The 23,644-nt window shown below is 47.2% G+C and carries 21 protein-coding genes; 8 read left to right on the top strand and 13 right to left on the bottom strand.

Annotated elements, in window-relative coordinates; all coding sequences use genetic code 11:
• Window positions 1-90: 90 nt before the first annotated feature.
• The gene (gene yrfG / locus KFE26_RS14260; RefSeq protein ID WP_212600803.1) at window positions 91-753 is read left to right on the top strand and encodes a GMP/IMP nucleotidase; all 663 of its coding nucleotides are present in this window, start codon (window positions 91-93) and stop codon (window positions 751-753) included.
• 143 nt (window positions 754-896) lie between these two features.
• Here yrfG and KFE26_RS14265 read toward each other — a convergent pair whose 3' ends face one another.
• The 12 genes from KFE26_RS14265 to gspC form a co-directional block, all read right to left on the bottom strand.
• On the bottom strand, window positions 897-1,658 hold the full coding sequence (locus KFE26_RS14265) for a type II secretion system protein N (protein ID WP_173497004.1): 762 nt from the start codon (window positions 1,656-1,658) through the stop codon (window positions 897-899).
• A 14-nt stretch (window positions 1,659-1,672) separates the two neighbouring features.
• Window positions 1,673-2,149 carry a type II secretion system protein M gene (locus KFE26_RS14270; RefSeq protein ID WP_105251002.1) on the bottom strand — a complete coding sequence of 159 codons (477 nt, stop codon included), beginning with the start codon at window positions 2,147-2,149 and terminating at the stop codon, window positions 1,673-1,675.
• Between the two features lies 1 nt (window position 2,150).
• On the bottom strand, window positions 2,151-3,338 hold the full coding sequence (gene gspL, locus KFE26_RS14275; RefSeq protein ID WP_212600804.1) for a type II secretion system protein GspL: 1,188 nt from the start codon (window positions 3,336-3,338) through the stop codon (window positions 2,151-2,153).
• A gap of 229 nt (window positions 3,339-3,567) precedes the next feature.
• Complete coding sequence (gene gspK, locus KFE26_RS14280) at window positions 3,568-4,566, bottom strand: type II secretion system minor pseudopilin GspK (protein WP_105251000.1); 999 nt, start codon at window positions 4,564-4,566, stop codon at window positions 3,568-3,570.
• On the bottom strand, window positions 4,563-5,345 hold the full coding sequence (gene gspJ, locus KFE26_RS14285; RefSeq protein WP_105250999.1) for a type II secretion system minor pseudopilin GspJ: 783 nt from the start codon (window positions 5,343-5,345) through the stop codon (window positions 4,563-4,565). Before gspJ ends, gspK begins: the two co-directional genes overlap by 4 nt.
• Window positions 5,326-5,694 carry a type II secretion system minor pseudopilin GspI gene (gspI, locus tag KFE26_RS14290; RefSeq protein ID WP_105250998.1) on the bottom strand — a complete coding sequence of 123 codons (369 nt, stop codon included), beginning with the start codon at window positions 5,692-5,694 and terminating at the stop codon, window positions 5,326-5,328. The genes gspJ and gspI overlap by 20 nt, the downstream gene beginning before the upstream one ends.
• Window positions 5,681-6,256, bottom strand: a complete 576-nt coding sequence (gene gspH, locus KFE26_RS14295; RefSeq protein WP_131525242.1) for a type II secretion system minor pseudopilin GspH — start codon at window positions 6,254-6,256, stop codon at window positions 5,681-5,683. Before gspH ends, gspI begins: the two co-directional genes overlap by 14 nt.
• Window position 6,257: 1 nt before the next feature.
• Window positions 6,258-6,692, bottom strand: coding sequence for a type II secretion system major pseudopilin GspG (gene gspG, locus KFE26_RS14300; RefSeq protein WP_105250996.1), 435 nt, complete (start codon window positions 6,690-6,692; stop codon window positions 6,258-6,260).
• Window positions 6,693-6,754: 62 nt separating this feature from the next.
• Window positions 6,755-7,978 carry a type II secretion system inner membrane protein GspF gene (gene gspF, locus KFE26_RS14305; RefSeq protein WP_105250995.1) on the bottom strand — a complete coding sequence of 408 codons (1,224 nt, stop codon included), beginning with the start codon at window positions 7,976-7,978 and terminating at the stop codon, window positions 6,755-6,757.
• A 3-nt stretch (window positions 7,979-7,981) separates the two neighbouring features.
• Complete coding sequence (gspE, locus tag KFE26_RS14310; RefSeq protein ID WP_212600805.1) at window positions 7,982-9,547, bottom strand: type II secretion system ATPase GspE; 1,566 nt, start codon at window positions 9,545-9,547, stop codon at window positions 7,982-7,984.
• The gene (gene gspD, locus KFE26_RS14315; RefSeq protein WP_212600806.1) at window positions 9,540-11,654 is read right to left on the bottom strand and encodes a type II secretion system secretin GspD; all 2,115 of its coding nucleotides are present in this window, start codon (window positions 11,652-11,654) and stop codon (window positions 9,540-9,542) included. The genes gspE and gspD overlap by 8 nt, the downstream gene beginning before the upstream one ends.
• Before the next feature lie 24 nt (window positions 11,655-11,678).
• The gene (gene gspC, locus KFE26_RS14320; protein WP_131525237.1) at window positions 11,679-12,608 is read right to left on the bottom strand and encodes a type II secretion system protein GspC; all 930 of its coding nucleotides are present in this window, start codon (window positions 12,606-12,608) and stop codon (window positions 11,679-11,681) included.
• Window positions 12,609-12,861: 253 nt separating this feature from the next.
• Here gspC and hslR point away from each other — a divergent pair, with 253 nt between their 5' ends.
• The 4 genes from hslR to KFE26_RS14340 all read left to right on the top strand — a co-directional run bounded on the left by hslR (window position 12,862) and on the right by KFE26_RS14340 (window position 17,688).
• Window positions 12,862-13,260 (top strand): ribosome-associated heat shock protein Hsp15, encoded by a 399-nt coding sequence (gene hslR / locus KFE26_RS14325; protein WP_011848177.1) that lies wholly within the window; start codon window positions 12,862-12,864, stop codon window positions 13,258-13,260.
• Between the two features lie 14 nt (window positions 13,261-13,274).
• Complete coding sequence (hslO, locus tag KFE26_RS14330; protein ID WP_105250990.1) at window positions 13,275-14,135, top strand: Hsp33 family molecular chaperone HslO; 861 nt, start codon at window positions 13,275-13,277, stop codon at window positions 14,133-14,135.
• A 198-nt stretch (window positions 14,136-14,333) separates the two neighbouring features.
• The gene (locus KFE26_RS14335; protein WP_173497001.1) at window positions 14,334-15,875 is read left to right on the top strand and encodes a phosphoenolpyruvate carboxykinase; all 1,542 of its coding nucleotides are present in this window, start codon (window positions 14,334-14,336) and stop codon (window positions 15,873-15,875) included.
• A gap of 253 nt (window positions 15,876-16,128) precedes the next feature.
• Window positions 16,129-17,688 (top strand): AbgT family transporter, encoded by a 1,560-nt coding sequence (locus tag KFE26_RS14340; protein ID WP_212600807.1) that lies wholly within the window; start codon window positions 16,129-16,131, stop codon window positions 17,686-17,688.
• A gap of 196 nt (window positions 17,689-17,884) precedes the next feature.
• Here the strand turns inward: KFE26_RS14340 and KFE26_RS14345 are convergent, their stop codons facing one another.
• Entirely contained in the window at window positions 17,885-18,241 is a 357-nt protein-coding gene (locus KFE26_RS14345; protein ID WP_105250987.1) for a hypothetical protein, read from the bottom strand.
• A gap of 548 nt (window positions 18,242-18,789) precedes the next feature.
• Between KFE26_RS14345 and KFE26_RS14350 the strand changes: the two genes are divergently transcribed.
• From KFE26_RS14350 to KFE26_RS14360, 3 genes are all read left to right on the top strand, one after another.
• On the top strand, window positions 18,790-20,040 hold the full coding sequence (locus KFE26_RS14350; RefSeq protein WP_131525701.1) for a dicarboxylate/amino acid:cation symporter: 1,251 nt from the start codon (window positions 18,790-18,792) through the stop codon (window positions 20,038-20,040).
• A gap of 274 nt (window positions 20,041-20,314) precedes the next feature.
• A complete protein-coding gene (locus KFE26_RS14355; RefSeq protein WP_131525700.1) occupies window positions 20,315-21,451 on the top strand; it encodes an FUSC family protein in 1,137 nt (378 codons plus the stop codon).
• Window positions 21,452-21,584: 133 nt separating this feature from the next.
• Window positions 21,585-23,621, top strand: a complete 2,037-nt coding sequence (locus KFE26_RS14360; protein ID WP_212600808.1) for a M14 family metallopeptidase — start codon at window positions 21,585-21,587, stop codon at window positions 23,619-23,621.
• Window positions 23,622-23,644: the final 23 nt, after the last annotated feature.

Raw genomic sequence — 23,644 nt, forward strand, 5'->3', positions numbered from 1 at the left:
AGTGACTCGAATCATCGTCATCACTGAGTATTACGCAGTGCAACAATCAATGCTAAGCGTGATTCAGTTTTGCAAAAATAGGAAATACCCATGTTTAACTGGAAGACTATCGATACGGTTCTGCTCGATATGGATGGCACCCTATTGGATTTGCACTTCGACAATCATTTTTGGCTGAATTTAGTACCGCAGGAATTGAGTCGACAACAAGGTGTGAGCCACAACGAAGCGCAGCAATTAGTTGTGAACGCCTATGAGAAAGTCGTAGGCACACTCGATTGGTACTGTCTCGATTATTGGCAGGAGCAACTGCAGCTCGACATTATGGGCTTGCACCGCACTTTAGTGGATCGCATTCAACTGCGCCAAGACAGCATGTCATTTTTAGTGGCCTTGGCCTCTGCGGGTAAACGGCGCATCTTAGTGACCAATGCGCATCCCAAGAGTCTTGCCCTAAAGCTTGAACATACCGAGCTGGCAGCAGGGCTCGATGACATGATTTCTAGCCACGAGACAGGTTACCCTAAGGAACACCCACAATTTTGGCTGACCTTGTTTAAACAATTCAACCTTGAACCAAGTCGCTGTCTCTTTATCGACGATAGCGAACCCATACTCAAAGCCGCTAAACTTGCCGGTGTGGGTCATCAATTGGGGATTGCTAACCCTGACAGTAAAAAACCAATCAAAGTCTTTCACGATTTTCCCGCAATTACCGACTATCACTCACTACTGACTGATCTAACGCGATAAAAAGGCTATAAAAAAGGCACCTAAGGTGCCTTCGTTTCTATTCATCGCGTTGTTTTATGATCGGACATTTAATCGCAACTCTCGCATTACGGCCTTCACATCTGAGCACTCACATTAAGTTTAAGTGCTCATCTAAAACAGCGCTATAACCCTGGAATCCGCCCCTGATATACCACAGGGAAATAACCATCCGCACCACGCTTACCTAAAATATTCAGCGACTCACGCATATCTTCCGGTTGCTCTGCCGTTTCTTTAATCTTAGCCTCAACCTTCACCATATTGCCTTCATCTAACTGTAAGGTACCAACAATACCAAGCTGGTTCTTGGTTTCATCTGTGGCCAATTGCGCTTTGCCTTCGACACAACTCAGTCCGAGTTCAATATTACCTAGAGGATAGTTACCAAACTGATTCTTAACATTGGTTTGATTCAAAAACAGCTTACCAGACAACTGTTCACACCAAGGCTTACCTTGCTCTAGCGTCTCAACCAACAAACTGACTTCACCGGTAATTTCGGTTCTAAAGGGCAGTTTTGCATTGCCGAGTAAAAAACTATCCGGCGCTTCGAAACGTAGCCCCTGCGCACTTAAGCCTCCCATAGACCAAGAAATTAATCCCTTAGCACTGACAGGTGTTGCGCGGCTGCCCACTTGAAAATCAACTTTCACTTTACCTAAAAATAGCGCCCAAGGACTCAGATCCCAACGCACTTGCTCTACCTGGCGCTGCGGCATACTTAAGGTTTCTATGCTGCCAGACCAAATACTGCCACTCACACCCGAAACACTGATATTCGCGGGCAATGGGGCTAACGCTATCGCAATCTTAGCGGGGAATAGAACGACTAAAAATATTAAATAAATCAGTACGCCTATGATGACTTTTTTTATCAAACTCACAGCTACACCTTAATTTATTGCGCTAATTGGATACGTCTCACTTTGACATAGCCAGGTACATCGGCCTCAGCCAAATCAACACTTTCGAGTGAAAGTCCTTTCTTCTGTACTAACTCACTCAAATAACCTAACAAGGCATCAAAAGGAACATCGTCCATCCACACTTGGATCTTATCGCCTTGGGGCTGCATGCGAGTAATCACTAACCCATAATTGCCCGCAGTTTGGTTAACCACTGAGCTTAAACTGCCCGACGTAGTTGGCTTAGCACCGTTCTGCTTAAGACTCGCTATTTTATTCGCCGTTTGTTTTACATAGTTCAACGTCTGTTGCTGTGCATTGAGGTTACGTAATGCATCGGCTTCAGCATTGGCAATCGGCGTCCAAACACCCCAATAAAAAATACCAATGACTAAAAATACCGAGCAAAAGCCTACTAACTGCTGCTCGCGCGATGCGAGCCCTTGCCACCAAGTCCGCAAATTATCCATCTTATTTGCTCCTCAAAGTTAAGGTACTGGTGACTTGCTCTTCACCGCTATTCATAGTGCCGCCATCGAGTTGAAAACGACGACCGACAATCTCTTTAAACTTCTCGATCTGCGCGTAATTTTTCGCACTCACTTGCATGCGGATCTCGTTACGAGCGCTTTCGAATCTTAAGCTATTAGGTTTAAGTTCAGGCACTTGCTTAAAGGCATCCTGTAAACCATCGAGCATGGCAAAAAACTCGGCACCACTACCCTGTCCCTGCAATGCACGTAACTGACTTTCCATCTGCGAACGTAGGTTAACAATGCGCGAATTTCCCGGGATCACTTGCTGATAAATGGATTCACTCTGGGCTTTAAGATCGGCAACCTGACCATTGACTTGATGTATAGTCAGCCCTTTATTCACTAAGGCCAGCACACAAGCGATGGCAATAACGATGGCTGCACTTTTCCACATCATCAACTGTTTGCTGTATTCACGCTTCGGCGTGTAAACGCCGCTCAGTAAGTTCACTGGCGCATGCAAAATACCGCGGGCTAACACTAACATAGGTAGCTCGAGTGACTGCGGCTTAAGCTCGACACCCTCGAGTTCCATCTCGGTATAACTGGCGACAGAGACCTCACCTTGCACTGGCTTAAGTTGTTCTAACGCAATTGGCAACCAAGGCAGAGGTAAGCTCTGGCCTGAAGCTAATCCGGTACGCAGCAATAGCTCATTGCCAAAATTCATTGCCGCCCATTGGCACTCTTGCAATGGCAAGGCTAAACAATCAGGCACAATACGCTTCACTTTTAAACCCGCTTCAGTCAAACAACTCAGCCAAGTCTGCATTTGCTCATGGGCCACTGCGACCACACTTAAGGCATCACCATCACGTGGACCAACAGTAAAATGCATGGCATCGACATCATCGGCTAAGGCTTCTTCGAGCATAAAAGGCAAGGCTTTCAAGGCTTGGCGTTGACCTTTTTCGGGCAAATGCACACTAGTGAGCGTCATTGCCGCGGCGGGCACTAACACATCGACGGGACGATTGCCCGCACGCTCAGTTAAGGTCGACAAACCTTGAGCATTGGCGAGCTCGCCAGAGGCGATAATTTCCTGTTCTTGCTCCGACCAAACGAGCCAAGAGCACGCTTGCTCTGCTGTTCTGCCTAAGCGAATAAATAGCCGTTCACTCACAGTTTTTCTCCACCAGTCCCAGTCAAGAAAGCGTGACTGAGCTCGTTGCTATTATTTTTGTCCACCAGATTCTGCCGGGTGAGCACTTCCATTATTTTTGGCCACCAACATCAAACCCTGCCGGGTGAGCACTTCCATTATTGTTGGCCACCAACATCAAACCCTGACGGGTGAGCACTGCCATTATTTTTGGCCACCAACATCAAACCCTGACGGGTGAGCACTGCCATTATTTTTGTCCACCAAACTGACGGGTGAGCACTTCCATTTTATTGCCGCCGCTCTTTTTGAGCACACTTTCCATTCTAAATACGGCGTTATCAACCTTCGCCCCCGAGGCCAATAAAAAATATTGGCTATCGATGACAAAGCTCGACTTCATGGCACCTTCCCACTTGATCGATCCCATGGATGAGCTTTCATAAAAATCATCTATCTTGGCAAAGCCATCACCGGGGCGTTGGTTGATGATACTTTCTGCTTCGCCTACCGAAATCTGATTTTCGAGCATGCCAGCCAACAGTGCCGCTTGCTCAACTTCCAAGGTATTCACATTCAGTAATTGCCTGTCATTGCCAGGGATAACGCATACATAGGGCAAGAGTTTCAAATAGATATCTTGGGTGTATCCCATCACTGCCCGTAATTCACTGCGATGATTCATCAGCGTATTGGCCGCACGGTAAGGCACATTTCGCGCTTCGTATTCCGCATCTTCGGCACCATAAGGGCTAGCAGTGGTGTCTTCGTCGATATAATCTTTTAAGGTCTGGGTCAGACGGTCCGCACTAAAGTCGTCCATCCCTAAACTCACCAACAAGGCCTTATATTGCTTAGCCGCCAGCGGCAGCTTAGGTTGACTGTTTTCCACCTCTTTCGTGGTCACAGACAAGGCATTTAAGTTAAAACAGGCACGCATATCAGTGATCTTGCCAGCAATTTCACCGTATTCCGCCGGAAACACTACATCGGCCATGGCCCAATATTGTTGCCTGTGGACCCGACCTTCCGAGTCGTCTAAATCTTGTTTTAAAATTTTCTTCGCCAGTTCTTCGGCAGAAATCGCGTACCAATAGGCTTGATCGTACTGGGCCAAGTTCAACGTTCGACGCATGGATAACTGATTACGGCCTGTGATGTTTGTCGCGATGATCACCACCATGGCCACAATCAAGAGCACAACTATCAGTGCGACACCGCGCTGTTTAGACCGAGATTGGGTTCTCATTCGCGGCCCTCATCTTCAGGGTCACCATCACCTGGATCACCAGAACCGTCACCTGGATCGTTCCCCGAGCCATCATCGACTCCATCACCATCTTTGTCTTTATCTTTGTTCGTATCGTCCGGATTTTCGTCTTTATTATCGTCATCCTTAGACTTTTCTGGTGCAACAGCACCCAGCGGCAACAAGAACTTACGTTGGATCTTGCCTAAACCTTCAATCTCAATCTCCATGGCGATCGCTTTAGGCAACTTAGTCGCCTCGACCTTGCGCTCCCACTTGTCTTCCATGAAGAAGGAATATTCCACCGATAGCACTTTGTCGATAATCACTGTCTTAATCGGCTCGGCGCCAAATTCAGGCTCAGGATAAGGAAAATACCAACGTTCCAGCCGCCCTTCATGCACCACATACGCCACCGACTGTAAGCTGCCTCGCGGTAATAAACCGTCGGGATTTAACCAGCCTAAACGGTAAAACACTAAGGCTTCTGATTCCGAATCTAAGATATCATTGCCCGTTTGGAAGACGGTCGAACCTCGACCACCTTCGAGTAATCTTGGCGTGCGCGCCACCATTTGGGCGAGATCACGCTCAATCGCACCAAAACCTTGCTGTAGAGCTTTAAGCCGAGTTGAAAACGCGCGCGTCACTTCATCGTTAGTCAGCACTGTGCTGAGTACCGCATTAGAAGCCAAACCTATCATGGCGAAAATCGCGATGGCGATCAGCATTTCCAGCAGGGTGAATCCCCGCTGCGCACTAGTTAGTTTTAAGGACATAACTGCTCACTTGTGCGGCAATACGCTGATAGCGTTCGTCTTCACTCACACTTATGCGGATCATACGAAAATTATCGTCCGTCGTTTTCACCACTTCTTTACGCCAATACCAATCCTTTCCTGCGAGCTCAACTTGACCTTCTTTTTTACCGATTTCAGGAAACTGTGGATCAAGTCTGGCATCGACCATCTGATTATCAGCCACCCACTGTGCTAAAGTGCGCGATTCCAGAATCGGCATGTTTGCCATCTGCTCGCCCAAACTTTTAGTGATAGACACGGCCGCAATCGAAAATACGGCAAGGGCCACAATCACTTCGAGTAGGGTCATGCCCTTAACGCGTTTCATCGGGGCGCCCTATGGTTAATCTACCCAGCGCATCACCGACCACTAACGTTTCGGCCTGCTGGCCTTTGTTAGTTTTAGCGATAAACGTCAGCTCAAAAGCGCTCATTTCACCGCTCGGGAATAGCATGACCTGTGGCTCAGGGTGTTTCTTCTTATCATCGGCAGAGGGTTCAATCAGCGGTTCTTCAAACCAAGAATCGTCTTTCTCATCCTCTTGTACCAAAGGTAAACCATCGAGCACTAAGTTCAGTACAACCCCTGGCTCCATTTGCTTTTCAGATAAGAGTCTGTCTTTATCCAAAGGCTCCCACTTACCGTCTTTATAAAAAACAAACTGATAACTGGTTTTCTCAATCACAATACCAATAAACTGGCCACTTAAAACAGTTTCATCAAGCACCATTTCAGTGGCCGCAATAAACTGCCGCGCCGTTCTATCTAAGGCCTGTTGCGGCCCAGAATTGCCGATAGACATAGTCACGGCCGCAGCCGTGAGCCCCATCAACAAAATCACTAGCATCACCTCCATTAAGGTGAAACCAGCGTGACGCAGCTTTAGCATCTTATTGGAAATTCTGTAAATTCCAGTTACCGATGTCATCTTCGGTACCTGGTTGACCATCGGGGCCTGCACTGAAAATATCTAACTTGCCGTTTTCGCCAGGGCTTAACAACAGGTAGTTATTGCGCCATGGATCTTCTGGCAAACGTTTTACATAACCATCTTCACGGTAGTTACGTGGCTCAGGCGAAATCGTAGGCTTTTGCACTAATGCTTCTAAGCCTTGTTCGGTCGATGGATAGACACCGTTATCTAACTTATACATATCTAAGGCATTTTCGAGTGCAACTATGTCAGACACGGCTTTTTGTTGGTCAGCCTTGTCTTTGTTACCCATCAAGTTAGGCACAACCATAGAGGCTAAAATCCCTAAAATCACGATAACAACCATCACTTCGAGTAAGGTAAAACCTTGATGTTTCTTGTTCATTTGCATCGACTACTTCTCCTAAAAAATCCTATGCCAATCGACTTGGTCATAATCCATAAATTCAAAAATTAACCGCTAATCAAGTTATTCAAGGCTAAAATTGGCTGCAAAATTGCCATCACGATAAAGAGCACAACACACGCCATACTGACCACCAGCATAGGCTCGAATACACCCAATGCTATGTTGACGTTACCTTCGAATTCCCTGTCTTGGTTATCGGCGGCCCGCTCTAACATCTGCTCAAGTTGACCACTCTTCTCGCCCGACGCAATCATGTATAACATCATAGCCGGAAACAACTTAGTATTAGTCAACGCTGCACCTAAGCTAGTTCCTTCCCGCACGCGTGCGGTCGCATCGTCAACTGCGGCGCGCACTCGCATATTCTGCAACACTTCACTGGCGATACGCATACCATCGAGCAAAGGCACTGAACTGGCGGATAAGATACTTAACGTCCGAGCAAAACGCGCCGTATTTAATCCCTTACTCACGCGGCCAACAACCGGCATGCTCAATAAAAAATTATCGTACTTCATCCGAAACGCAGGTGACTTTAACATGCGCCGAAAGAGTGCGAACAGCAGCACTAAGGCGATGACCACAAACACACCATAGTTTTGAACAAAGTCAGAGGCCGAGATCAAAAATCGGGTCGAGGCGGGAAGCTCAGCGCCCATGTGCTCAAACTGTCCGACCACTTTAGGCACAACCGCTGCTAGCAGGATTGAAATCACCCCTATCGCCACTGTGGTCAAAACCGCGGGATAAATCATGGCTTGGGTCAGCTTAGATTTAAGCTGTTGGCGTCGCTCGGTATAATCCGCCAGACGATTAAGCACCACTTCTAAGTGACCTGATTTTTCACCCGAGGCCACCATGGCACGGTATAAATCATCGAAAATATGCGGAAATTCAGCCAAGGAATCGGCCAGACTATAACCTTCCACCACCCGAGAACGTACCGCCATAATCATGCTCGCGAGACGATCTTTCTCGCACTGCTGACCAACGGCTTTAAGGGATTCTTCAATCGGTAAACCCGCGGCCACTAAGGTCGCAATTTGGCGGGTGATCAAAGCTAATTCAGCAACTGAAATACCACGTTTGAAAAATGAAAAACTGCTGCTCTTAGCTTTGGCTTCTTTTTCAGTAACAGGCAGTATTTCCAAGGGCATCATGCGCTGATCGCGCAGTTGGCTGCGGGCGTGTCTGGCGGTATCCGCCTCAATCACGCCCTTAAGCTGCTTTCCCTTGGCATCCAGTGCCTTATATTCAAATGCTGGCATAAATTACTCCTCGCGAGTCACACGTAGCACTTCTTCGAGAGTGGTGATGCCCGCGAGCACTTTGCTCATGCCATCGTGACGAATGCTCGGTACAAACTGACGAATATACTTTTCGATGGCTAACTCACCGCGGCCGCCATGGATCAATTCACGCACATTATCGTCAACCAGTAAAAGCTCATGAATACCGGTTCGACCACGGTAGCCATTGTTACCACAGGATTTACAGCCATTGGCACGGAAAATACGTCTGTCGTCATCGGCGGCTATGCCCAGCAACTCACGCTCACGCGCATCGGGCACATGCTCGATTTTACATTTAGGACAAAGGGTTCGGATCAAACGTTGAGCCAACACGCCGAGCAAACTTGAAGACACGAGGAATGGCTCTACGCCCATGTCTTGCAAACGTGTAATCGCGCCAGACGCTGTGTTGGTATGCAGGGTTGAAATCACCATGTGGCCAGTGAGTGACGCTTGCACCGCAATTTGCGCAGTTTCGAGGTCACGGATCTCACCTATCATCACGACATCGGGATCTTGACGCAAAATAGCGCGCAGACCACGGGCGAAAGTCATGTCGGCCTTAGTGTTAACTTGGGTCTGACCGATACCGTCTAACTCGTATTCGATAGGGTCTTCTACTGTGAGTATGTTGGTGTCTTTGGAGTTGATCTCCGTCAGACCCGCATACAAAGTGGTACTTTTACCCGAGCCCGTTGGGCCAGTCACCAAAATGATCCCGTGAGGACGACGAATAAGATCTTCAAACTTAACGCGAATACTGTCTGTCATCCCCAATTGTTCTAAATCGAGGTTGCCAGTATTTTTATCCAGCAGACGCAGTACAACACGTTCACCGTGGCTCGATGGCATGGTCGATACCCGCACATCTACCGCACGACCTGCGATTCGCAGCGAAATACGGCCATCCTGTGGCACACGTTTTTCGGCGATATCGAGGCGAGCCATAACCTTAATCCGCGACACTAACAGCGACGACAGTTTACGGTTTGGCTTGAGGACCTCTTTGAGCACACCATCGATACGGAAACGCACCACAAGCTGTTTCTCATAGGTTTCGATATGGATATCCGACGCTTCTTCTTTAATCGCTTCAGATAACAAGGCATTAATCAATTTGATGATAGGCGCATCATCATCACCTTCAAGTAAGTCTTCGGTCTGCGGCAGCTCTTCGGCAAGGGTGAATAAATCCATCTCGTTGCCTATGTCTTCCATCAACTGCTGCGCTTCAGACGAGTTCGCCTGATATGCTTGAGTGAGTTTGGCCTCAAACTTCGCCACTTCGAGCTTAACCAAAGGCAAATCAACACCCGAATAACGCCGTGCTTCGAGCATAGCCGTTAAGGGTGTTTTACTCGTATAAAACAAGCTTAACGCGCCCGTTTCACCCAGCGCGAGCACCACATCGTGGCGGTGTGCGAAGGCAAAAGGTAAACGCTCTTTACTGCTCGAACGAAATACCTCATCACCTTCAGCTTCAAGGCCTAGCTCATTAGAGACTTGGCTGAGGTCATCGACTTGGGATAGTTGAATTTCACTCATTGGTTTTATCTTTGTTTTTGTTTTCATCGAGCGTTTTGAGCGTTGGATCCGTTTTACGCATCTGGGTCTCTAAACCTTTACCTTCTTTATAACGCTCTAAAATCTCATTAACTTCAGGTGGTAAATACTCAGACTGATTCCATTCATCTAGTACAGGCACTTTAGTATCAGGCATTAAGTTAACGCCACGCTCTTGCTGTTCAAGCTGTAATGCTCTGAAATAATTATATTTACGTCCAGCAATCCCTTCCATCGTGATGCCATCACGTATAATCGTTGGCTTGATGAAGATCATGAGGTTTTTCTTCGTTTTTTTGCTCGAGGAAGATTTAAACAAATGTCCTAGAATAGGGATATCCCCCAAGAACGGTACTTTTTGTATACTTTCTTGTACTTCTTCGTTGATCAAACCACCGAGTACCACAATTTGACCAGAATCCGCCATAACGGTAGTGGTTAAGCGACGAGTCGCGAAGGAAATATCCACGCCTGTATTACCGTTAACCCCAGAAACCTCCTGTTCAATCGTCAGCTTAACTGAGCTGCCTTCGTTGATCTGCGGCACCACTTTCAGTTTAACCCCAACCTCTTTACGCTCAACGGTTTGGAATGGGTTACTGTTGCTCGAGCTGGCGGTAGAACCTGTCAGAATAGGCACTTCGTCACCCACAATAAACGAGGCCTCTTGGTTATCTAAGGTCGTAATAGAAGGCGTTGCCAGTACGTTTGAGTTAGTGTCACTCGACACTGCTTGAATTAAGGCACCAAAGTCGCCCATGGCCACGCCCCAAGCCATACCGTTCACTTTACCTAAGGCTTGGGCGAGTAGCGTCACATCTCCCTTAGTACTCGGGTTTTGACCTATCACCTGACCAGTGCTCGGGTTAGTGATGAATGTCCCTTCTTGATCTTGCGCCTGCCATACACCTGCACCAATTTCACCTATGGTTGGGCCTAAGTTATTAAACTGAGTACCACCACCCGCTTTCGCGGCCCATTGGACCCCAAAGCCGACGCTATCGCCTTCGGCGACTTCCACGATAATGGCTTCTACGAGTACCTGAGCACGGCGGATGTCGAGTTGATTAATCACGCTCTCGATAGTGCGCATCTGATCGGGTTCAGCACTGATCACTAAGGCGTTGGTTTCAGTATGTGCCATGATATTAATTTCATTACGGCGTTTACCACCTGCAGCCTGAGCGCTCGGATCTTTCTCGCCTTCCAACTTTTGGGCAAAACCGGTCAGCACTTCAACTAAATCTTCTGCTTTGGCATAACGTAGATAACGAACTTTTGTGTTACCTGTGCTGGCTTGTTCGGCATCGAGACGACGGATAAGCTCGACCACACGTTGGCGGCTCTTCTCATCACCGCTCACGACTACGGCATTGATACGTTCGTCAGCAACCACTTTTGGCGCTTGGCCTGGCAATTGAGATTGGTTAGCGGTAGCACGATAAAGGGTATCGATAATTCGCACCATTTCACCCGCGGAGGCAAATTCTAACGGCACCACTTGCACCGAGGTATCGCCTTGCTTATCCACTCGGCGGATAATTTCGACTAACTTGTTCACTACAGCAGCACGGCCAGACAACATCAAGACATTGGAGGGGTCGTAGTTCACTACGTTGCCGCCACCCGCATTATCATTAAGTTGACGTAATAACGGCGCTAATTGCTTAGCCTCAGTGTTATACAAGGCCACGATACGCGTCACCATTTCATCACCAAGGCCGGGGTCATTATCGTTAGCGACTCGAATTGCAGCGGTTTTGGCATCTTTGTCTTTGATGACTTTAATAACGTTATTTTCCATCTCAACGATGGCATAACCGTAAACTTGTAAGACGTTGAGGAAAAACTGGTAATACTGTTCATCGTTCAACAGATCATAACTGCGAACGTTGATTTTGCCGCGAATTGTCGGGTCAACTATGATGGTCTTATTCAGGTTTTTACCAACGATATTGATAAATTCTTGAATATCCGTGCCTTTAAAGTTGGCCGCATACTGTTCAGACCAAGCGAATTGGGAGGAGAACATGGCTGCACCCGCAACAACCCCAGCAATCAGCTTGCGTCGAATCCTTTTGTTATTCATTCTTTTTCTTTCCTCTAACGCGTGTTATTGCGGCAAACTAAACATGATTTCAACCAATTGTCCTTCCCGCTCAACCATAATAGAAACTTCGGTTAACTCGGGTAATTGGCTCATCATTTCTAACGCTTGACTCATTACGGTCAAGTCGTATCCATTAATCGATTTGGCTAAATCGTTAGCTTTAAAACCCGCCTGCTTAAACAAATTGGCGTCTTTCCCTGGATTCAAGCGATATCCCGCCACAGCGTCACCCTGTCTGACAGGTGAAATGGCAATATAATCGGTGATCTTACTGGGGTCGGCTAACAATTCGGTGCGGGATTCGGCGAGTTCTTGGGAGATTTCGGCATTTTTACGTTGATCGACACGGCTCACTGCCGATCCAGTCTTATTAGTCTTAGCTTGTTGTAACTGCTGATTGGCTGGGCTTTGGCTAGTGTAAACTAAGCCATCGAGCATTAATGTCTCGTAACGGCCAGCGTTAGTGATGATAATACGGTCGGCATAGACTTCTTTCAGTGATGCCGAAGTGCCCTTAATTTTATCGCCTAAGCTGTAGGTCTCTTGGCTGCCGTTTGACTCAATGATCGCTAAGCCTTTCTGATCCGCTGTCGATGCAACAACGCCAGTGAGCTGAATAGAGAGCGTGGTCTTAGGCGCGTCGGTCACAGTCTCAACAACCTCAGTTTTTGGCTTTTCAGATTTAGCATCTGCCTTACCAAAGAGACCAAGCTGCTGTAAACCCGCAAGATCAACCTGCCCAGCACCTTTACCCGTCAGGTTGACGGGCGTTGGCGACCAAGCGCTGGGTGATGAGCTAGTAGGCACTAATTTCCATGTAATTTGCGCGGCTAACAACATGATCACAATAAAACCCAACCAGAAGACTATCCGGCTTAAGGGCTTATGGGGCATGCCAATGGCTTTCGCGATAACTTTATCTAATAAATCCATATTTTATGTGGACCCTCGATACAGGTCTCTGTTCTGATTATAATAATTAGGCGATTACCGTGTCATGCTAACCTAGGCAGCATTTGGCAACAAGCCCATAACAGCATTCAAATTGGCGAAAATAGGCCAATTATGCTAACTTTGCCCGCCATAAAAGGGTGTGAAGCACGCCACCCTTTAACATAATAGAAATGCTCTTCACGCATTTTCTTGCTCGGCATGTGAACTCATCGATCTTTTAGCTGGAGACACTATGACTCAAGGTCAAAGCGATAAAACAGACATTCGACTCGATAAGTGGCTTTGGGCTGCACGTTTTTATAAAACCCGTGCCATCGCCAAAGAAATGATTAACGGCGGCAAAGTACATTACAACGGCCAGCGTGCCAAATCTAGTAGGAATGCCGAGATAGGCGCCGTCCTTAAGATACGCCAAGGATATGACGATAAAGAGATCGTCATAAAAAAATTATCGCAATTACGCCAAAGTGGTGCGATTGCACAAGAATTGTACGAAGAAACCGCGACAAGTCTGGCTAAACGGGCCATTAATGCTGAGCAACGACGCCTCCACATGCTCAATAACCCGATACCCGATCAGAAACCAGATAAAAAGCAACGACGCCAGCTCATGCGCTTTAAAGACCTTTAACAGTGAGATACACGATGAACCAAGATACTTTACACCGCTACTTGTTCGATAATGCCGATGTGCGCGGTGAACTGGTGCAGTTACAAGACAGCTATCAACAAGTGATCAGCGCCCAAGAATACCCAGCCGTACTGCAAGTGCTACTGGGTGAATTAATGGCAGCCACCTCACTATTAACCGCTACATTGAAATTTAGCGGTGATATCAGCGTACAGTTACAAGGCAACGGCCCTGTATCTTTAGCGGTGATCAACGGTAACAATTTACAAGAGTTACGCGGTGTGGCTCGCTGGAATGCTGAACTCGCCGATGATGCTAGCCTCACAGAACTCTTCGGCCAAGGCTACATGGTCATCACCTTAACACCCGACGAAGGTGAACGCTACCAAGGTGTCGTTGCACTAGACAAGCCAACACTTGCGGCCTGTGTTGAAGAATACTTCAATCAATCTGAGCAGTTACCTACGGGAATTTGGTTATTTGCCGACGGCAAACAAGCGGCGGGCATGTTCCTACAAATTCTGCCAAGCCAGCAAGATCACAACGCCGACTTCGAACACTTGAGCCAACTGACGTCGACCATCAAGGCCGAAGAGCTATTTACTCTTGATGCAGAAAGCGTGTTACATCGTCTCTATCATCAGGAAGAAGTACGCTTATTTGATCCTATCGATGTGAGCTTTAAATGCACTTGTTCCCATGAGCGCAGTGCCGGCGCGATCAAAACCTTAGATCAAGCAGAAATCGAAGCCATACTGGCCGAAGATGGCAAGATAGAAATGGGTTGCGAATATTGCCACGCTAAATACACCTTTGATGCCATAGACGTAGCAACCTTATTTGCTAACGGTCAGACATCAACAACCCAGCAGTAAAACTACTACAGCTAAAAAATGGGCGCCCTATTTGGCGCCCATTTTTTATTCATACCTATAATCCCCTCACACATTGCACTCGGCTTAGGCTACAATCGCCCTCACTTTGTCACCTAGCACGACTCAGGCGATAAATAAAATTAAATCGGCAGACGATCGATATTAAAATAACCTTACAAATCAAATGGAGACCTCACTATGGCGGATGGATTAAACCGCGTTCACTTTAACCCCTCAACAGCACAACTTGTCGAATTTGCCCTGCTACGCGGCGAAGGTGAATTGACAGCCAATGGCGCATTAGTTGCTAAAACAGGCGCTCGCAGCGGTCGCTCACCTGGCGATCGTTTCATTGTAAGAGAACCCAGTTCAGAAGCTGATATCGAATGGGGCCCAGTCAATCAGGCTTTCGATCCAGGTGCTTTTGAAGGTTTATGGGCACGGGTTGAAGCTTACCTAGCCGATAAAGAACTGTTTGTATCTGATCTCGAAGTCGGTGCCGACACTGAACATTACCAACCAGTACGAGTCACCACGCAATACGCTTGGCACCAACTGTTCGCCCGCAATCTATTTATCATTCCTGAAGAATTTAATCGTAAAGACAAACCAGTGTGGCAGATCATCAATGCCCCTGACTTTGTTTGCGTACCAGAACGTGATGGCACTAACTCAGATGCGACAGTGATTTTAAACTTCGCCGAACGTAAAGTGCTGCTCGCTGGCCTGAAATACGCTGGCGAAATGAAAAAGTCTATGTTCTCAGTACAAAACTTCCTACTGCCAGCCCAAGGCGTGCTCCCAATGCACTGCTCGGCCAACGTAGGTAAAGATGGCGACACTACGTTGTTTTTCGGTTTATCTGGCACAGGTAAAACCACACTCTCTGCCGATCCAAAACGCTTCCTCATTGGTGACGATGAGCACGGCTGGGCACCCGGCGGCGTATTCAACATCGAAGGCGGTTGCTACGCCAAATGTATCGATTTAAGCCAGAAGAATGAGCCCGTGATTTGGGATGCGATTCGTTTCGGCACTGTACTTGAAAACGTCGTGATGGACGAACACCGCGTACCTAACTACAAAGACAGCAGCCTGACGGAAAACACCCGCGCAGCCTATCCGCTGGAGCACATTGCCCAACGTAAAGAAGACAACTGCGGCGCTGAGCCACATGCGGTTGTATTCTTAACCTGCGACGTATCTGGCGTATTACCACCGGTTTCTATCCTGACCAAAGAACAAGCGGCATACCACTTCTTGTCTGGCTATACCGCCAAAGTGGGTTCGACTGAAATCGGCTCAACCTCAGCGATTCAATCCACCTTCTCAACGTGCTTCGGCGCACCTTTCTTCCCACGCCCTGCTGGCGTGTACGCAGAACTGTTGATGAAGCGCATTGAGTCCTTCGGCAGCCAAGTGTACTTAGTCAACACTGGTTGGACTGGTGGCCCACACGGTGTAGGTAAACGTTTTGACATCCCCACCACCCGCGCCATCGTCGATGCGATTGTCAGCGGTGAGTTGAAAGATGTGGAAACCGTCCACTTAGACACCTTGAACCTCGCCGTTCCTGTGGCAGTCACAGGCGTAGACAGCAACTTACTCAATCCAATCAACACTTGGGGCGATAAAGCGCTATATGCCGAATACGCCCAGAAGCTAGCAGAAGCTTTCACTAAAAACTTCGCTAAGTATCAAGTGTCAGACGCTATCCGCAATGCAGGCCCAAAGGCTTAAGCACGTAGCGGCTCCATTCGGATAATGTAATCAAACACATTGTTGAGTAAAAAAGCGCGGGTTCAGTCATGAACCCGCGCTTTTTATTTGCGGCTAAATTGATTTAGTGATGATTAAATCCACCCACACTAAAGCCACTACGATAGATTTTTATGTGTTTTATTTCTTATCGATTAGTTAAACCAAGCTTAAATTAATGCTGCGTTTTTATAATCGCCGATAACAATCATCATTTTTAGGAAGCGGCACCCAAATGGAAAATCATAAACCTGTCACTGGATTCCAGCGATTTCTCAATGGCGTCGAAGTCGTCGGCAATAAACTGCCTGATCCAGCGGTATTATTTGCGATGTTTCTGGGCTTAGTCTGGCTGATCTCTTGGGGATTATCGGGTGTCAGTTTTGATGAAATCGACCCTCGTACTGGTAACCCGATTCAAGTCGTGAATATGCTCGAAGGCGGTGCACTAACCGCGTTTACCTCGACGATGGTCACGACCTTTGTGACTTTCCCGCCGCTCGGTGTCGTGCTGGTTGCTATGTTGGGTCTAGGCGTTGCTGAACATACTGGCTTTATTAATGCAGGGCTGCGCTCCATTTTATCTGTTACCCCCAAGATGTTACTCACCCCGGTATTGATAGCCGTGGGTATTCTGAGCCATGTCGCGGTTGATGCGGGTTATGTACTCGTTATCCCACTCGGCGCGGTGATCTTCTATGCCGCGGGTCGTCATCCCTTAGCCGGTATTGCCGCCGCTTTCGCTGGCGTATCCGGTGGTTTTTCTGCGACCGTTGGCGTGCCATCCAGCCTTGATCCTATGCTAGCGGGCTTAACTCAGGCAGCGGCAAGATTATCAGCCGACCCCGCGGCCGCGACATTAACGATTAACCCACTAAATAACATCTTTTTTACTTCGACTTCTGCCATTTTAATTATCTTAGTTGGCTGGTTCTTAACGGATAAAGTTATCGAGCCGCGCCTAAAAAACACTGCGGTGAATGGCGATCCCAGCACGCTCCCAACCCTAGATGAACTGCAACCCCATGAGCGCCGTGGACTCAAATTCGCCATGCTATCCATGTTGTTATGTGCCTTAGGACTGGTGTTTACTGCCTATGGGGACAACTCTGCTTGGCGTGGTACTGACGGCGCCTTAACCAGTGCTTCAGCGCCATTAATGCGCTCCATTGTGGCGATTATTTTTGTGTTCTTCCTCATCCCCGGCATCGTGTATGGTTACGTCGCTGGCACGGCAAACAACCACAGAGCCATTATTCAAGGCATGAGTAAATCCATGAGTGGCATGGGTTATTACATCGTGATGGCTTTTTTCTGTGCCCAGTTTATTTATGCATTTGGTCAATCCAATTTAGGCGCATTAATGGCCATTAAAGGCGCGTTGGCGTTAAAGGAATTGGCCCTTCCTATGGGCGTGACTCTGGTGGGGATTGTGTTTCTCACGGCATTCGTCAATCTATTAGTGGGTTCCGCTTCAGCCAAATGGGCATTAATTGGTGCCATTATGGTGCCCATGTTAATGGAACTAGGTGTGTCACCGGATTTGACTCAAGCCGCTTACCGAGTGGGCGACTCATCCACTAATATCATCACCCCACTGATGCCTTACTTTCCGTTAATTGTGGTGTTTTGCCAAAAATACGTTAAGGAATCAGGCATCGGCACCTTAGTGGCACTGATGTTACCGTTTTCAATCAGTTTTCTTTTACTTTGGAGCGGTTTCTTACTGGCATATTGGGCCTTAGGCTTGCCTCTAGGGATTGGCAGCTCGCTCTCCTTCCCCGCAATGCCTTAGGGCGTTCAAGAGGAATTCAGAGTGCTTGCGAAATTGAATTCATAATAAACAGGCGCTCAATACCTCAATAACCACTAAATGGTGCACAACTTATTACCTCGCCTTAAACACAAATGCCGACGTTAACCGTCGGTATTTTACCGCTAACAACACGTAATTTTATTTTATATAGAAACAACAAAATAAAAATAAACACTTAAATATCTATAAACGCATCTCGCTCATAGTAAAAGATAATAGCTTCAAGCAGTTCCTGTTCACTTGGCAGGGCTTTTTGCTGCATCAGGTTATCGATCACATCCTCAATCTGATCCATATTGAGCAGATAGCAATAACCATTGTTTATCAGACTATCTTCAAACTCATCGATTTCTTCATTAGACCAATCCCTCATATCATCGACAATTGGCAGTAGCTGCGTGGTCAATTGGAGAGTTTCATTTTCCGCAGTATCTTGATAAACAAGCCAATATTGTAAGCCTCGCTGAGTAATACACTTATTAATCCAGTTTTTTAACGGCTCTGATTCGCCAAGGAATGATCCTATATCCACCAATGTCTCCTTCATATTAACGTCAGAGTGACATGTTAACTTGCTTAAAAAACATAAGTCTATGGCTTTGAGTTAATCTGCTCCTTCCAATCACTTGCAGTCAGTTCATCCATAAATAATGGAAAAAACGGGTTGTATACCACAGAAAAAACTAAGCAAAGGTTAAAATTGATACTTTCAACAGTCGTTATATCTACCCAACGCGACTCTGCAACCCAACGCAAAATCACAATTCATCAATTCTGCAGTTAAAATTCCACAATTAAATAAGCTTTATTCATTTTTAATCGCATAAATTTAAGTATTTCTCATTTAATGTTAACGTGATTTAGACTTTGGTTATTTTGAAACCAAGGTTAGTGATGTTTCACAATCCCCTACTATGCAATTGTGGTACTTTACTCGGTCAAAAATGTCGGGCATTTGCCTTTAACATAGAGTGAACCTTTAGCCTAGAGTAAGCCTTAATCACTAAAGCTTGAGTCGTCTAGGTTCAAATCGTCTGTGCATGACACAAAATGCTGCGGCAACTGGGGAGTTTCGCAAGAATGAAGAGCAAGAGTTTATTAGGTAACATTGGTGTGCAAGTGGTTATTGCCATGATTATCGGTGCACTGGTGGGTTTTATGATGGGCGAGAGTGCAAGTGTGTTTGCACCACTCGGAACCATTTTCATCCATTTAATCAAAATGCTAGTGATACCACTGGTATTGGTTTCTATCATCAGCGGAGCAGCGAGCTTAGGCGATAGCCCATCGGCGGGTAAGATTGGTATTGGCACTTTCGGCTTTTTTATTGTCACGTCGGGCTTTGCCGTTGTGCTTGCACTCTTGATGGGTAATCTGTTCCAACCGGGTGCAGGCGTTGATTTTACCGCCCACAGCAGCACAGACTTGATGGAAGTGACTAAGGAACATGGCGCATTGCCCGGGGTAATGGATACCTTTATCGGCATGATCCCAACCAATGTGTTCGAGTCGCTTAACGGCGGTAACATATTACAAATCTTAGTCTTTAGTATCTTCTTCGGCATCGCACTGACTAAAGTTAAAGGCGATGGCGCTAAACCTATTTTGGCCGCACTCAACACAGTCGTCGATGCCTTTGTGTGGATGATCAACTGCGTGATGATCATTGCCCCTATCGGTGTATTTGGTTTGATGGCCGATTCTGTCGGCACCTTCGGTTTTGATGCACTAGAAGTCGTGTTTAAGTTATTCGCCGTGTTTGTTGCTGCGATTCTGATCTACGGCTTTATCTTCTTCCCATTAGTGGTACAACTCTTCTCAAGAGTGTCGGCGCGCCAGTTTATTTCGGCAATGAAGAAGCCGCAGGTGATGGCATTATCGACCGCCTCTTCAATGGCAACTCTGCCAGTGAATATGGAAACCTGCGAGGAAGATCTTAAAGTCTCTAAGGCAACCACGGCTTTTGTACTGCCGTTAGGCGCCACCATTAATATGAGCGGCAACGCGATTTATTATGGTTTAGTGGCCATGTTCTTCGCCCAAATGTATAACGTTGATCTATCGATGACAGCCTATGCGGCCATCATTTTCACCTCAACCTTAGGCGCAATTGGTCAAGCAGGTGTGCCGGGCCCATCCTTCTTAGTGGTGGCAGTGCTGTTAGCTGCGGGAATTCCTATCGATGGTTTACCTTTGCTGTTTGCGTTAGACAGGGTTTTTGACATGATCCGTACCGCACTCAATATCACTGGCGATGCTGCTTGTGCCTTGATCATGGATAAATACACAGAAGTTGACGTTAAAGCGGATAGTGAGCGCAGCTTAAGCTAACTCAAACACTTTGAATATAGGCTTGAATAGGCAACGCTTATTCAAGCCTTTTTTATATCTGCAGCACGGTATAATGGCCTGCCTCTACACGCATCAGTTAAGCCTATTTAATCTGAGTGTTAATGTGATCTCTCCCGCGCCATCCACTAAGCTCAATTTGCTAGATTTCGCAATTTACATTTCTTTATGGCGCTATGGCCGCAAGTGACACGGTTTTTCTGCGATACTGCCACCAGATTAACATCGCTAAGTTAGCTCAAAGGAATTTTGCCCTATGTCTGTATTTGCCCCAGCCACACCCTTTGCCGACTTTATCTATCGCCATTTCCGCTCAATTCACGCCCTAAAGCTCGGGCTAGCCTTACTCGTTGCTGTCACTATTAATGCCATTTGGGCGCCACCGCATTTTATTTGGAGCATGGTCACGATAGTGATCATTATGATGAGCTTACCTCAAGTAGGCGGCGCGATTGAAAAGTCGCTACAAAGGGCGATAGGCACTTGTTTAGGCTCAGCTTATGGAGTGATGTTAGTTGCCACTGTGGACAGTTACTGGCTAATCATGAGCCTGCTGATCTTAGCCGTTAGCTTGATTTGTTTTATCTCGGCCGGACGTTACAGTTACGCCTATTTAGTGGCCGGATTTACCATCATAATCGTGGTCGGCGACGCCAACCATGACACCTCTGAGGCACTATGGCGCACGGCCAACATCCTCTCCGGCTGCGTGATTGCTATTTTGGTCTCACTGTTCATTTTTCCGATTAAAGCTAAACAAGATTGGCGCTCCCAACTCACCCATGCCATCGACAATATGGCCGAAGTATTAGCCGAGCATCTTAAGGCGCCCGCCAATCATGAACTCGATTTTCGCGCTAGACTGGAGGCTGCGATGAAGGCCGTACTCACTCAAAAGAAACTGTTTTTCTCCTTGGAATGGGAAAGTCAAACCCTCAAAAAACACAAAGTGCTACTGTCGCAGCTAGCCAATAAACAAGTGCGCTTAATCACCTTACTCGAACTATTACCCTTAACCCGCTGGCAGGAAGAAGACAAAGACGCCTATCTGCAGATTAATGCGGTTGCCTCTGAGCTTGCCTTCTATTTGCAACAACTTGCAGAATTTGTGGCGGGTAAAGCTCAACAATTGCCGACACTGCCAGAATGCTTAGATCAAGAATTGCAACACAGACTCCAGCTTGCCCTAGTCGCAGCCACTCAAGCATCGACCGCAGATCCAGTGACAGCCGTAAACGACCAAGTGCCGCAGGGATTTGCGCTCACAGGTTATAGCTGGCTAATTTATCAGCTCGCGATTGCCGTCGAAGCACTTTATAAAGACATTGCCATTATCGACATTGCCTATAACAAGCGGCCAGCTTCTCAGATAACGCCCAACAAAACGGCTTAGTCGATTTTCCCATTCCGCTTAGTGCTTAAATCCATGTCAGAAATGCCGGATAACCCTTAGCCGCCCTTGCGTTAACGGGGCGTTTAATGAAAAGATACCGTCCTAATAAAAATTCGATATATGGACTATTTTCATGCGCTTGTTTTCTTTCTCCGTTATCGCCATTGCCTGTCTCTCTACGGGCAATCTCTACCCTGGGAATGCTTTTGCCAATGATGCGAAAACCACAACCCAAACAACTCCGGCAGCCACTATGGCGCAAGCCTCTACCACAGAAACATTGGCAGTTGGCTCCCCAGTAATCACAACGTCACAGGATGCAAGTCCAGCAGCGAATAGCCAAGCAACTGAAACTGCGACTAATGTACTGGCCGATGCCGCAGTCGCAGCGCCAGAAGCACAACCAGCGACCATTCCTGAACGAGCCAACACCTTTGTCAACGATGCGATTTTACCGCCCAACATCACTTGGCATGGCGCCAGCGAATCGCTCATGTTAAGTGTTGATAGCGAGTGGGCGACGCCCTTTGAGCAAAGTGGCGGTATTGAAAGTCCAAGCTACGATGCCACTATCGCTTGGCTCGACAAACTCGCGGGCGAGACAGATAAATTACAAAAGGTGAGTTTAGGTAAGAGCCCACAAGGGCGCGATATTTGGATGTATATCGCCAGCAGTGAAGGCATTAATGAATCGGCACGCCTCAAACAAAACACTAAGCCGACAGTGCTAGTGCAGGCGGGAATTCATGCAGGAGAAATCGATGGTAAGGATGCCGGCATGATGCTGCTACGTGACATTATCCAAGGCGATAAAAGTGCCCTGCTCGATAAAGCTAACCTCTTGTTTGTGCCTATTTTTAGTGTTGATGCCCATGAGCGCAGCGGCGAATTTAATCGTGTAAATCAACGTGGCCCTGTGAATATGGGCTGGCGCACTACGGCTAATAATCTCAACCTTAACCGCGATTATGCTAAGGCCGACAGCTTAGAAATGCAGCACATGCTGCGCGCAATCAACGTATGGCAACCGGATCTGTATATCGATGTGCATGTTACTGACGGCATCGACTATCAATACGATGTCACCTTTGGTTATAACCTCGCCCAAGGCTTAAGCCCAGCCAGTTACCGCTGGCTCGAAAACAGCTACAGACCTGCAGTTGAAGCGGCATTAACGGAACAAGGCCATATTCCCGGCGCACTGATTTTTGCCGTGGATAACGCCGATATTAACAAAGGCATGTCGCTGTGGAATCCAAGCCCGCGCTTCTCTAACGGTTATGGCGATGCTCGCCATTTGCCCACCATTCTGGTTGAAAACCACAGCCTAAAGCCCTTTAAGCAAAGGGTGCTCGGCACTTATGTGATGTTAGCGCAAACCCTCAAAACCGTGGGTGAACAGGCGACGAAACTTAAGAGTGCGATTCAAGAAGATAAATACCGCGCCTCACCGCTAATCACCCTTACTTGGAAATTCGCACCATTAGAAAAAGGCTGGGATTTTAAAGGCATAGATTATCAACTTGAAAAGAGCCCCATCAGTGGCGCTGAAGTTGTGCGCTGGACAGGTGAACCTAAGCTTTACCCTAACTTGCCTGTGATGGCTGAAACAGTGCCCGACATTAAGGTCACTCGTCCGAGTGCTTACTATATTCCAGCGCAATGGACTCAAGTGATTGATCGTCTTAACGTGCATGGCATTCGCATGACCACGCTCAAAAAGCCAACCGAGTTGAAATTGCAACAATATACCCTCAGCAATCCCGTGTTTAACACTAAGGATTTTGAGGGCCGCCAAACGGTCAAAGCCGAGTCAGAGTTAACCAAAGTCAGTACAACTCTGCCCGCTGGCACCATTAAAATCAGTACGGATCAACCGCTAGGTGATCTGGCGATTTTACTGCTTGAGCCGCAATCACCAGATTCTTTACTGCAATGGGGTTTCTTCAATCCTATCTTCACTCGCACTGAATACATTGAAGATTATGCAGTAGAGCCACTGGCTGCCAAGATGCTGAAAGAAGATCCTAAGCTACAAGCTGAGTTCGACAAAGCACTGACTAATACAGAGTTTGCCGCCGATCCTGAGGCACGCCTACGCTGGTTCTATGAACGCAGCCCTTACTACGATAACCAATACCTTAAGTATCCGGTTTACCGTAGTCGTTGATCATCGCGATTACAAAAGGTTGT

The sequence above is a fragment of the Shewanella sp. M16 genome (genome assembly GCF_018224605.1).
Taxonomy (GTDB): Bacteria; Pseudomonadota; Gammaproteobacteria; order Enterobacterales; family Shewanellaceae; genus Shewanella; species Shewanella oncorhynchi.

What these genes read in the sequence shown, in the direction of transcription:
- yrfG (WP_212600803.1), top strand. Translation starts at nt 91, where the DNA reads ATGTTTAACTGGAAGACTATCGATACGGTTCTGCTCGATATGGATGGC.
- KFE26_RS14270 (WP_105251002.1), bottom strand. Translation starts at nt 2,149, where the DNA reads ATGGATAATTTGCGGACTTGGTGGCAAGGGCTCGCATCGCGCGAGCAG.
- gspK (WP_105251000.1), bottom strand. Translation starts at nt 4,566, where the DNA reads ATGAGAACCCAATCTCGGTCTAAACAGCGCGGTGTCGCACTGATAGTT.
- gspJ (WP_105250999.1), bottom strand. Translation starts at nt 5,345, where the DNA reads ATGTCCTTAAAACTAACTAGTGCGCAGCGGGGATTCACCCTGCTGGAA.
- gspI (WP_105250998.1), bottom strand. Translation starts at nt 5,694, where the DNA reads ATGAAACGCGTTAAGGGCATGACCCTACTCGAAGTGATTGTGGCCCTT.
- gspH (WP_131525242.1), bottom strand. Translation starts at nt 6,256, where the DNA reads ATGCTAAAGCTGCGTCACGCTGGTTTCACCTTAATGGAGGTGATGCTA.
- gspG (WP_105250996.1), bottom strand. Translation starts at nt 6,692, where the DNA reads ATGCAAATGAACAAGAAACATCAAGGTTTTACCTTACTCGAAGTGATG.
- gspF (WP_105250995.1), bottom strand. Translation starts at nt 7,978, where the DNA reads ATGCCAGCATTTGAATATAAGGCACTGGATGCCAAGGGAAAGCAGCTT.
- gspE (WP_212600805.1), bottom strand. Translation starts at nt 9,547, where the DNA reads ATGAGTGAAATTCAACTATCCCAAGTCGATGACCTCAGCCAAGTCTCT.
- gspD (WP_212600806.1), bottom strand. Translation starts at nt 11,654, where the DNA reads ATGAATAACAAAAGGATTCGACGCAAGCTGATTGCTGGGGTTGTTGCG.
- gspC (WP_131525237.1), bottom strand. Translation starts at nt 12,608, where the DNA reads ATGGATTTATTAGATAAAGTTATCGCGAAAGCCATTGGCATGCCCCAT.
- hslR (WP_011848177.1), top strand. Translation starts at nt 12,862, where the DNA reads ATGACTCAAGGTCAAAGCGATAAAACAGACATTCGACTCGATAAGTGG.
- hslO (WP_105250990.1), top strand. Translation starts at nt 13,275, where the DNA reads ATGAACCAAGATACTTTACACCGCTACTTGTTCGATAATGCCGATGTG.
- KFE26_RS14335 (WP_173497001.1), top strand. Translation starts at nt 14,334, where the DNA reads ATGGCGGATGGATTAAACCGCGTTCACTTTAACCCCTCAACAGCACAA.
- KFE26_RS14340 (WP_212600807.1), top strand. Translation starts at nt 16,129, where the DNA reads ATGGAAAATCATAAACCTGTCACTGGATTCCAGCGATTTCTCAATGGC.
- KFE26_RS14350 (WP_131525701.1), top strand. Translation starts at nt 18,790, where the DNA reads ATGAAGAGCAAGAGTTTATTAGGTAACATTGGTGTGCAAGTGGTTATT.
- KFE26_RS14355 (WP_131525700.1), top strand. Translation starts at nt 20,315, where the DNA reads ATGTCTGTATTTGCCCCAGCCACACCCTTTGCCGACTTTATCTATCGC.
- KFE26_RS14360 (WP_212600808.1), top strand. Translation starts at nt 21,585, where the DNA reads ATGCGCTTGTTTTCTTTCTCCGTTATCGCCATTGCCTGTCTCTCTACG.